We start from the raw sequence: 1057 nt of genomic DNA on the forward strand, positions 1-1057 counted from the left end.
CTTTTGATTATTGAATCGACGGAACTCAATCGTAATGAAGTATTGCGCCTACCTGCAGAGAAGGGCTTGGATGTTTCTAGCACATACAAGCCTCATGTACTTGTTTCGGATACGGTCAATAATGCTTTGTTCATTATTTATGAGAATGGTCAAATCGACAGATATGATTTTGTCTCTCAGTCTTTTGAAAGCTTCGTGAAAGCGCGAGAGAACTTTGTTAGCGACGCTAAAGCACGTTTAATTGACGGATTCTTGTTTGTTTCTTATAAATCTTTGCTTTCTGCTGTTAGCGACGACGTACTTGTTTTTGATTCTGCTGGAAATACCGTCGAACTGACTTTTGGTGGTTCACAGGCATTGTCGCCGGGAGAAAAGGTCAGCTTATTTTTGGGAGCAACTCCGGTCTCTCTTTCAGATGAATTAAAGGCTGATTGGGTTATAAAACGCCGGTCCCTTACCAGTATCAACGGTGTCGACAAATATATCGTTGAAGACGTATCAGCATTAAATACCGAGAACAAAGGGCTAACTCTTTCGAGTGGGCAGGTGAGGTTAAAAGATTATCTGGTTGTTACTCTTCGCGACGCTCAGGGGGATTTTCTTACGGAAGCTGCAGCTCCGGTTATAGGCTTAAATGATTTTAGCTTTAGCGTTGATGCATTCTTGCCCGGGGACGGTATCAACTTTGAGTTCGAGGACCGGCTTAGTTTCCTTTCTGGTGCTATAGAGGTTCGGTGGCAACTGAATGACGCGACGACCGCATTTTTTCGTGATGTAATGCTTTCGACCTCTGCTCCTTATTCGTTCCCTTCGGGTGTCACTGCTTTCGGAGATATAGTTCGTGCAACAATTAGTTTTAAGCTTGATGACGAGGTTGATAACTCCCGAGATGTTGTCGCATCGTTAGATCAAATGACGGCGCTAAAAATTGGTGCTCCGACAGGCCTAGTTCCTGTTTACAGCAGCGTTTCGGTCGTTGATCGTGTTGTTTCGGCTTCGCTTGATTTGAACTCCTTCGCCAATAATCAGTTTTTGGCTAAGTATTTTACGCCACAGT

General features: G+C 43.9%; 1 protein-coding gene. It reads left to right on the forward strand.

What is annotated here, in order from left to right:
- The coding region (locus A3750_RS26530) for a hypothetical protein (protein WP_197475245.1) at nt 1-1057 on the forward strand (1057 nt) is incomplete at both ends.

The organism is Oleiphilus sp. HI0079 (genome assembly GCF_001635105.1).